The 10,776-nt window shown below is 36.0% G+C and carries 2 protein-coding genes; one reads left to right on the top strand and one right to left on the bottom strand.

Translation table 11 applies throughout. From position 1 onward, the window contains the following. Positions 1-109: 109 nt before the first annotated feature. Entirely contained in the window at positions 110-469 is a 360-nt protein-coding gene (locus ACRD62_RS21930; protein WP_430822232.1) for a response regulator, read from the bottom strand. Positions 470-779: 310 nt separating this feature from the next. Between ACRD62_RS21930 and ACRD62_RS21925 the strand changes: the two genes are divergently transcribed. Beyond that, complete coding sequence (locus ACRD62_RS21925) at positions 780-10,667, top strand: DUF8693 domain-containing protein (protein ID WP_430822231.1); 9,888 nt, start codon at positions 780-782, stop codon at positions 10,665-10,667. The last annotated feature ends 109 nt before the right edge of the window (positions 10,668-10,776 follow it).

Raw genomic sequence — 10,776 nt, 5'->3', positions numbered from 1 at the left:
GGGACTTAAGCCTCCCTTTTAGGGGAGGTTTGGTGGGGTATAATGAAAGTAAAGTTACAATTTGAAAGATTCCTTATTTGCAGAATCACTTTTTGATCGCCCTTTTTCATTATGCCTCCTCAATAACCTTGATTACTTTTTTAAATTCTTCCAATGCAATAGGTTTCTTTAAATAGGCTTTAGCTCCAAAGAAATTGCACGTAGAAATGGTTTCTTCTTCAGTATCTCCTGACACCACTACGACAGGTATACCCATCCATTCTTCTTCAAGATCCTCTAAAATTGAAAAACCATCTTTTTGAGGCATATGTAAATCCAGTAAAATCAGATCAGGATGTTCTTTAATAATGATGTCCCATCCTTCAACCCCATTAGATGCTTCCAATATTTCTATGTCCTGATTCCTCAGTAGTGTTTTTAAGGTTTTTCTTGTGTCATCGGCATCATCAATGATTAGAATTTTTTTCATGTTGAGTGTTTAATTATCCGTGAGTAGTTGGTTTAGATTCCTTTCAAAAGTTAGTGATTGATTTTTGCTAAAGCAATTCCATGAAATAAAAAGATAGTTACTCATTCAGATTAATTGATGAAATGTTCAAAAGGTTACTGAATCGTTTAAATGTTGTTGATTAAAAAATCTAATGTCAAGAGTATTAATCAATAATAATTAATTGTTAGTCAAAGATAAATTCGACTATGTGATCTTTTTGTCAATTCATATTATTTTTGCTTTTTGTTATAAAAGTGTCAGTCTAATTATAAGGGATTAAACCAATTATATGAGAAGTTTTTTTGAGATTACAAGGGTTGCTAAACTTGTTTTTAGTTTCGTCTTTCTTACATTTAATTTATTATTAACGGCTCAGAATGGGCCAGGTGGAATTGGAAATAAAGATGGTTCGGATGGAAATCCGCGAATTGTTTTGTGGCTTGATGGAGAATCATTAGGATTGACTGAGAATGATTATATCACCAATTGGACTGATTTATCTGGAAATGGGAATGATCTTTCTCAGTCAGATGTGTTATTATCTCCAATATATAGAGAAAGTGTTTTAAATGGTAACGCAATTGCAGAATTTAGTCAGTCTAACAATAGGATACGAAGGTTAAATTTTGATATGCCTGATGAGGCCATTTCAACTTTTATAGTCGCACGAACCGCAAATTCAACTGAAGCATTTATTTCATATGCTGTAGATGCCCGAGATAATGAATATTTGCTTTACGATGCCTCTTCCTTTAATACATTTATTAAAGGAAGTCGTTGGGATAGCAATGAAAGTTTAAATGATAATAATTGGCATATATTAACTCAGACATGGTCTAGTACTGATGGAAACGCGTTTTTTTATAAAGATAATGGAACCGCTTTAAATCATTCGCTGGGAACTAATCCATTTACCTCGCTTGGTTGCTTTACTATAGGAGGAGAACAGGATGCTGTTGATGGAGGTTATCAGGCTAACCAGGCTTTTGAAGGCGATATTGCAGAGGTAATCGTATATGATAGACAACTTTCACAAGCAGAAGTTTCCATAGTCAATAACTATCTCAATTTAAAATATGCTCAGTTTGATACTGATTTCACAATATCAAAGGATGGTTTTACAAATGCTAATGCAGGTTCGCATATTAATGATTTTGGGGGTGTTGGAGTTGAAAGTGACGGGACATCGCAGATTTATTCTTTGGGTGGATTAGAACTGTTAACTGATAATTTGTCAACAGGAAACTATTTATTTGCAGCTCATAACGGAGTTTCTAATAACCTTTCAAATGTCGAAACCGGATTATCCAATGCTGCAGGCGCCTGGGGAAGAAGTTGGTACATTCAGAGAACCGGAATGTTTGATCCTCAGATAACATTTGATCTTACAGGATTTGAGGATGGTAAGTATTTCTCCGGAACTGCTGATTATGTTCTTTTGTATAAAAACACTGAAGGAGGGACTTATACTGTGATGCCAGCCACAACAACCCTAACAAGTGCAAATAAATTAACATTTACGGTCAATAGTGCTGACTGGGCAGATGGCTTTTTTACACTTGGTTCCGTTGATTTGTCTGCAGCACCTCTTGAAGGTATAGCTGGTGTAACTTACTATGCTTGGCTGAATGATGATTGGGATAATCCTGATACATGGTCGGTGCAAGAGAATACTCATGTTCCCAATGGTTACACACCAACCACATCACCAACTTCAGCCATTGATAAAGTCATCATAAAAAATGGTATTACAGTTGATGTAACAAGTAATAATAAAACAAATGCAATTATTGAAATAAGGGGAACATTGGATCTTGGTGCTACTTCAGGACATAATTGGGGTACAATTAATGGAAGTGGTCGTTTAGTCCTGGAGTCAGATGAATTTCCACAAGGAGATGCAACCAGGTTTGTTAGTGAAGGATTGGATGAAGGAACGGTCGTCTATACAGGAGGTGGATTTGATTATTTGACATCAAGAGAATTTTATAATCTGGAAATAAACCTTAATAGTTCGACAAATACAATAACTGTTCTTAATGATATTAAGGTAAATGGAAGCTGTTATATAAACAGAGGTGAGTTTAAAATCAATGACAATGCTTCAACCAGTGGATTGAGTATCGATATTGGGAATAATCTTTGGGTGCAATCCAATGGTAGTTTTACAACCGGAACAGGTAATGCCAGGCATGAATTAAATTTAATGGGTGATTTTACTAACAATGGAGTTGTAAAATTTACCAATCGAACTTCTCAAATTGCAAACAGCGAGGCGACAGATGGGATTGTAGATTTAAATCTGATTAATACATCATCTGACCAGGCTTTACAATTAAATGGTGTCACTAATTTTTACCGCATTGAAATAAATAAAGGAATTGATCAGACTTATGTTGCATCTGTTGATGCTGATGATGCTTCTTATTTCAATCTATTTGGATTTGCAAGTGAAAGTCACTCCGGTGATCAACCTTATCGAACATCCAATAATAATGCATTAGGTCTGATTGCAGGAACGGTTAAGTTAGGAGCTAATATTAGTATATCAACACTTAGTAACAGTGGGAATTTTGATATACCAGAGAGAGCAAGGCTTTGGGTCGATGGAGCTACGGTATTAAATAATAATGGTAATGCTACGGTTCCTTATGGGACATTGCAAGTCTCAGGAGGGCTTTTCGAATCAAAAGTTTCCAGTGGTATCACAACACGAAAAAATGGCTTAATAAAAGTTGAAGGTGGAATTGTAAATACCAATGTGATTCGTACATCTGTACTAGGTTCTGATAATGTAGGTGGATATGTTCAAAGTGGCGGTACCGTGAATCTGGTCGCTGGTTCAATGAACAGCGAATATTACAGGTTTTCAATGACCTATTCTGGAAATGTATTCAATATGAGTGGTGGTACATTAAATGTTCATCAAACAGGAGGCTTGGGTGGTATTTTTATCAACTCTGATTCACAGAATATAAATGTTACCGGAGGTACTGTTATTTGTAATGTTAGTTCTAGTAGTGATTTTAATATTACATCGAAAGCACCATTTTATAACTTACGACTTACAAATTCTGCCGGTAATACATACAACCATGTATTAGCAGATGCCAGTAATGTTGCAGGTTCTGAAAATCTTAGTGCACAGCCTTTGATAGTGCTTAATGATCTGACTATTGAAACAAATGCTTTTTTATATCATAATGGCCAGGACATTACCGTTGGGCATAACTTCTCTATATCTGAAGATGCACAACTACAAAGTGAGAATGGTACAAACAATTATGGTTTATGGTTTAGGAATAATGCAAGTGCATACAATACACTAACATTTAATGGAGATGAAGATTCAGAATTTTATATAGGACATAATGTTGATGATGGATATGAATTATACTTGTATAACCTTTCGATTAATAAACCTGATGGTAAAAAAGTAATATTAAAAGGTGATGCCAATAAAGAAGCCGGCAATGTAGGTACAGATTGGCATGCCAGATTAGTACGAGTATCTAATGTCATGGATGTTCAATCTGGAATATTTGATCAGGGGGAACATTCTATTCGTCTTTTCGGGCCTTTAAATGTAAAATCGAATGCACAATGTGGTGTTTACGAGCATGGTGTTACAAACATTGATGCATTGGTGATGTTTAAAGATGCTGATATCGAAATTAATACGGAAGATGGAGCTGTTCTTGGTAATATCAAAATGAATCCAGCACCGAATACTGAAATTATAACTTTGACAAGTGATGTCACCATTAAGCGTATTAGCTATTATGTAGGTCGCATAAACATGGGACCATATAATCTAAAGGTCGATTATTTGCACAGAGGTGGAACTACAAATGTTTATCGGGTTACTGATGGTAATGCTTCTACCGAAATGTTTTATGGAGATGGTAATGCTTCAGATGGAGGATTGACCCGTTTAATTGAAGATGGACTGGCTGATAATACCGATGTTGTATTTCCAATTGGAGTGCTAGGTAAATATACACCTGTAAGTATAAATCTTGCTAACGTTCCGGCAGGTGGTGGATACATCACAATTGTTCCGGTGGATGGCGAATTACAAACTACAGATGTCCAAAATGGAGGAGATCTACTGTCTTATTATTGGAAACTTACAAATACTGATTTTACATCTGTTCCGAATGTGAAGTATTTGTTTTACTACGATGATACAGATGAAGAGGGGCAGGAAAATAATTATGTCCCAGGTAAAGTGTTGGCAGTAGATCCATATACCCGATTATACATCGACGATAAATCGAAGGTTGATGAAACAAATAATATCATCACATATGATGATGGTTCCGGTGGCCGATTCCCGTTAGATGTGGCTAATTATACCGCAGGAAAAGAGAATCGGTTTACCGGAAGTGTATCCATATTTTATACTCGTGACCATGGTTCGTCTACCGGGCAAACAGGTCGCGAACCTCGTTGGAGGGATGGAGCTACATGGACAAGAAATGATCTTCTTAATGACCTAGATGGAAATGGAACAATCGATTCTTATGAATATCATGACAGTCGTCAGCCAGAATGTCCAAGTGGTAATAATGAGTATCCCGAAGCAGGTGATATTGCAGTAATAGGTTGGGTTCCTTGGGAAGATGCTCAGAAGCCAACTCTTCAAGGACAGCCACATGGTGTTTGGATTGATAATACGCAGGAAGAAGTGGCTGAATTAGTATTTACTCAAATGAAGGATATTGATGGAAATCCAACAGAGAGAGTCTATCGATCAGCATTCCAATTCAGGCCAACCCTTTGTATTAATAATGGTTCAGGTCAGTTAACAGCAGGCTTGGTAAGAGGAGAGGGATTATTCTGGAACAGATATAGTGATCCGGATTTTACGCTTATGGATCTGGGAGAATTTGTTGATAATGATTCATCTTACATTGCTTATGAAAATAGTGTTAATCCAAGAGTAATTAATAATATTCCTGAAGAGGTGCCTAATTTATTGTTGGCCAATAGCGGATGGGGAGGAAATGATTATGATATTACCATTGAAAAGGATATGAATATTAATGGTAATCTAGAAATTTTGGGTGATGCTAATCTTTTGCTAAATAATGGTATAACAGGTGATTTTATAATTGGAGGTGATCTTCTCTTCTTCGAATCAGATCCATCCGAAGGTTCGCCTTCGGGCGGTGGAGCTCAATTGCTATATGCTAATAATGGAACAAGCAGAACCTTAACTGTTCAAGGGGATATTATAATGGCGAATGCCTCAAGTCTCTTAGCTATAGATAATCCATCAACAAATGGAATTGAACATACATTGAATGTTTATGGAAATATTTATCAGGCATCAGACGGCTCAGGCACTGATGGGATACAGTTATGGACAGCCGCTGATGAAGACAAGGTTGTATTAAATCTTGTAGGAAACACTAATATGACCTATTCATATGTGAATGGTGATATTCCTAATCTTTATAGACTTATAATTGACAAAGGTTCGTCGAAATCAATTGAAGCAACATTTAATACCGATTTTAATCTTCACGGACCAACCTCAGGAGTCGGTATACAAAAGGCTTTGGAATTAACGAATGGATTGTTTATAGTAAATAATCCGGATGTAGATCTTAATCTCACTACAGGTGATGATGATTTCTTTATTCCAAGTACAGCTGGTCTTAAACTTTTACAAGGAGCAGCTTATGCAAATGGAAATTCGAACATAATACTCGACGGAACACTTGATGTGAATAGTGGTACGTTAGATATGTCTGGCGCAAATAACAATATTGAATTTTCAGCATCAGGTAATGCTGTTCTATCAATAACGACAGGAGGTTCATTAATTGTAGGAGGTCAGGTTAGAGGTTCTCTGACTGCAGATGAAGGAATCTTAAAGTATCGTCAAACAGGTGGTGATGTTATTCTGGGTGAAACCTCGGCTACCGAAGGCGGTAGAGGTGTTTTGGAAGTTCATAATACAGGTAGTGAATTTACATTCACAGGAGGTACATTGCAGATAGTCAGACAGCAATCATCTCCTGTTAGGGCTGCCTTGTTTTTGCAGCCAGACCAAAGTACTGTAGGTGATGGGGTAACCATTCAGCTAGGAAATGCATCTACACCTGCTTCACAAAATATTGGTATACGATCTTCTATAGGTCTAGAGAATGTTAAAGTTGATAATTCAAGTGCTAATAATCCATCTGCAACAATTTGGGTAGAGGATTTAAGTTTAAACAGCAATCTGATTATTGATTCTGGGTCAACTTTTGATTGTAACGATCTCGATGTTACTATTGGTGGTGATTTACAAAATGATGGGTCGTTTGAAACAGGAGATAATACAGTTACATTTACTGGAGATATAGATCAGAATATAACCGGAACATCTGCCGTTACCTTTAATAATCTGATTAAGGAGGGTAATGGACAATTAGATTTAAATGGAGATATTCAAGTAAATGATGAGTTTGAATTATCTGGAACTATAAACGATAATGATCATACCATTACCTTAAAAGGAAATTTTGTGAATAATGGTGAGCATAATTATGGTGGCAGTGGTGCTGGTATTGTAATGGATGGATCAATCTTGCAAAATTTATCAGGTAATGGTTTAATTGGAAAACTTAGGGTAAATAATTCTAATGGCATAAAAGTTACTGATGGGTTTGATGTATATATTGAGCACGGATTAGAACTGGAGAATGGAGTGTTTGATATAGGTGGAAATCTTCTAACGTTAAGTAAAGATGCATTAATAACACCTGTTAATGCATTTGGAGAAACAAATATGATTCAAACTACCAAGTCCTATGTTGACGCTGGAGTGAAACAGTTATTTGGAACTTATTCTGGTCCGGGAACCAAAGAGTTGATTTTTCCAATGGGATCAAATGGTGTATATACTCCGGTGGAGATGTCGATTAATTCAGTTACGTCAACAACTGGAAGTATAATTGTAAAAGCTTCACATGAGGTGCATCCTACTTTAATTGAGGACGATGAATCTCCGGATGTTGAGATTGTTGATAATGAAAATGCATTGCAATTTTACTGGATTCTAAGAAGTGATGAGATAACTGATTTTGATGCAACGATTAATTTCTATGCAAACGATGATTTAGCACTGGTAAATAGTCCTTCCTATGATCAGTCTGACTACATTACTGCACGTTTATTAAACGACGGATCTTATCAATGGACGAAATATGATCAGGATTCTTATGATGAAACCAATGATTATCTAACCTTTACTTTTACCGGAACGAATGATTTGGGAATCTCCGGAGATTATACAGCAGGTGTAGAACCGCAGACAGCGACTAAGAAAGGAGCAATACCTGATGAGGTTCCTGTATATACAACTATTGCAGATGGTAATTGGTCTGATGCAATTTGGTCGCCTGTAGCCCCTGCTGGAGGACCAAGAGGAGCGAGGGTGGAAATTAATCATAATGTAACAATGTCTACAAATTTTGTTACAGCTTATACTACAACTATCAATAGCTCTGGAAGATTAAGTCTTGGTAGTACCTATGGTCATCGTTTGGGTGATATTTTTGGAACTGGTGTTCTTCATATTTATGATGGAGCAATGCCTTCGGCCTCATATAATGATTTTATTAAGAGTAGCGGTGGAACATTTGAATTTGACGGAACAATAGGATATTCTGTTCTAAGTAATTTTACACAGGTAAATAATGTAGTTTTTACAGGAACAAACCAAAGAAACTTGCCAAATGGTAACCTGACTTTTCATGGTGATGTAATAATTGATGGTGATGATGCTAATCTTGCATTAATTAACCTTTATAATAAATCTTACTTGCTTGAAATGGATTTGATATTAAATAATGGATCATTTTCTGCAGGTATAGATAATGCTACTATTACTTTTAATGGTACAGATCCTCAGGAGTTAACTGGTGATTTTATCAATACTAATGATTTTAATAATCTCGAAATAAGTAACGTTGCAGGTTTAACCATCAATAATCCTATCGAGGTTGGAAATAAATTATTATTAACCTCAGGTGTGATTAATACATCTTCAGTAAATACACTCACAATTACAAATCCGGCATCTTCAGGTGTGCAGGGAGGAAGTAGTAGTTCATACGTTAATGGTCCTCTAAGAAAAAGAATACCTAATAATGATACTTTTGATTTTCCGGTTGGAAATAATGGAAGAATTGGTATAGTGAGTTTGTCTGGAATTCAATCAGGTACAACAGGGATATGGGAGGCCGAGTATATTGCTGCCAATCCACTGTCAGGAGGTTATGATCCGGATCAATTACTTTCTCCTCTTAACTATGTGAGCCACGGAGAATATTGGAGGGTTAATGGTCCTGAGACAGCTGAAGCCAATGTTACAGTTCGCTGGGATTCGCAGAGTGGAGTATCAGTTGATTCTGATGAAAGAGATAATTTACGCATTGTTGAATGGAAGTTGGGAACAACTGACCAGTGGAATGAAATTGGTGATAATATAATGGATGGAGGTTCTACAAACGGTACCATTACATCAACAGTTGAAAGTGTTTTTAATGAAACTGTGACTGGTAACATATTTACATGGGGATCTATAACTCCAAGTTCGGTGTACGAATGGTTAGGTGGAACTTCAGGTTATGAAAACGATTGGTTTAAATCAGAAAACTGGAGTCAGGGATCTGTACCAAATATTAGTTCAGAAGTTGAAATTAGTAGTACTACTTATCAGCCAGTTATTGGAGGGAATGCGTTTGCACTGGATTTAACAATAAATACAGGGGCAACACTTACAATGTCACCTGGAAGTCAGTTTACTATAGATGGTGATTTAACCAATGATGGAGAATTTATCATTCAGAATAATAATTCAGAGATGATGGCTTCTTTTATCAATAATGGAACAATTAGTGGTAATGGTGTCGAAAAAGTTGACTTTACATTTGATTCACGTCGTTACTGGTATATTGGATCACCTGTTGATGGTGTTACGGCAGCCGATTTATATGCTTCAGATAATGACAGAGCACGTGTTTATAGATATAATAAAGGTTGGATTGAGATGGATGACGATTCATATGATTTAGATCCGGAGCCGCTTCAGGGATATAGTGTGATATTTAAAGATCCGGAGACAATAAGTTTTGAAGGAAGAGCAAGATATGGAGATTATACTTATTCAATACAAAAAGGATGGGAACTGGTTGCTAACCCGTATCCTGCCTTTCTGGATGTGAGTATCTCAAGTCAATGGAATTTTTCAAATATCAGTGAAACAATTTATACAAGAACAACATATGCAGGCGAACGCGATTTAGCCACCTATAATAGAACAACAGGTCAGGGTGTTAATGGAGGGACTAAGTACATTGCTCCAATGCAGGCTTTCTGGATTAACTGTACATCCAATGGAGAGTTTGGTGTTAATAAAGGAGCCAGGGTTCATCACTCTGCATTGTTGAAGTCAACAAAAAATGAGGATAATGTTTTAAGGCTGAAGTTGGATAATGGATTGTTTGAGGATGAAATTGCAATGGTCTGTACTCAGGAAGGAAGCCATATCTTTAGTAAAGTTGATTCTAAGAAAAAGATTAGTGATAATCGAAATGTTGCTTATTTCTATACTTTAAAACAAAGTAATTTTGTTGCAATCAATATACTGCCCGAACCTTCAACTATCAGACAAGTAGAATTGGGTTATAAGGTTGATGATAATTGGGAAGGTGATTTAATTATTAAAGCAACAAATATTGATGATTTTGACGCTACGACATTGGTTTATCTTGAAGATAAGGATTTGGATCTTTTTATTGATCTAAGGACAAATAATGAATATGTATTTACACCAGTTGTAAGTCAAAGTAATGATCGATTTGTTATACATTTCTCCGATGTTACAACAAAAGTTTCTGATTTAGATGATGCGGAGTTGTCTGAGAATGAGAATATCAATATTTACAAGTTAGGCAATAAGGCAGTTGTTGAAGTTACAAATGATATATTAAATTCTAGTAACGGTAAAGCTATTGTGGGATTGTATTCGATTAATGGAGATATGATTGAACAGAAGGTTATTGTGTCTGAACAGACAATTTTGACATTACCTAAGCAAACGGGTGTTTATATTGTGAAAGCTCAATCACTAAACCAAATAAAAGTTGAGAAATTATTTGTGAACAAAAATGAATAGTGATTAATATTATGATGAGGAGGGTGTCCAAAAAGTGATTCTGCAAATAAGGAATCTTTCAAATTGTAACTTTACTTTCATTATACCCCACCAAACCTCCCCTAAAAGG

This window comes from Carboxylicivirga caseinilyticus, from assembly GCF_050589785.1.
Lineage (GTDB): Bacteria > Bacteroidota > Bacteroidia > Bacteroidales > Marinilabiliaceae > Carboxylicivirga > Carboxylicivirga caseinilyticus.
The sequence above is the reverse complement of the archived record's forward strand: the minus strand, read 5'-3'. Positions and strand labels throughout refer to the sequence as shown.

Bases quoted from the DNA above. Each gene is read 5' to 3' on its own strand.
- ACRD62_RS21930 (WP_430822232.1), bottom strand. From the start codon at position 469: ATGAAAAAAATTCTAATCATTGATGATGCCGATGACACAAGAAAAACC.
- ACRD62_RS21925 (WP_430822231.1), top strand. From the start codon at position 780: ATGAGAAGTTTTTTTGAGATTACAAGGGTTGCTAAACTTGTTTTTAGT.